Genomic DNA, 522 nt, shown 5'->3' on the forward strand with positions numbered 1-522 from the left:
ATCGTTTGTCAAAACATTATCATTTAATGTTGTTCCTTTGTCTACAAACTCTTCATCATCTATCGCATTGGTACTGTTGTACAATCTTGGCAAAACGTCAATGGTTACCGTTGTTTGTTCGCAGGTGATGGGTGCTCCGTCATCACAAGCCGTGTAAATGTATTCTACCACACCTATGAATCCAGCAACAGGATTAAATGTATACGTTCCATTCGCATTCTGAACCAAAGTTCCTGCATTTGTAACTGGATTTCCATTTTTGTCAATTCCTCCGATCGTGGTTAACGTACTTAAACCTACAGTAGCATCAACAACGCCATCACCGTCTGTATCTGTTTGAATGTTTCCTGTTACCAAAATATTATCACCATCTGGGTCATTGTCATTTGATAACACTTGACCATTTACTGCTATGTTATCATACGTTGTATTGACATCTGGTGCTAAAGCCAATTCTCCATTGTCTGTCGTTGGAGCAGGTTCTACATCAATAGTTACTTTGGCTTCTGTACAAGCTTGCGG

1 protein-coding gene is annotated in these 522 nt (G+C 39.7%); it reads right to left on the reverse strand.

What is annotated here, in order from left to right; genetic code table 11:
- A partial coding sequence (locus tag CG11_RS30585) for a cadherin-like domain-containing protein (RefSeq protein WP_197043968.1) occupies positions 1–522 on the reverse strand: 522 nt, incomplete at both ends.

Origin of the sequence: Aureispira sp. CCB-QB1 (genome assembly GCF_000724545.1) — a bacterium.
Taxonomy (GTDB): Bacteria; Bacteroidota; Bacteroidia; order Chitinophagales; family Saprospiraceae; genus Aureispira.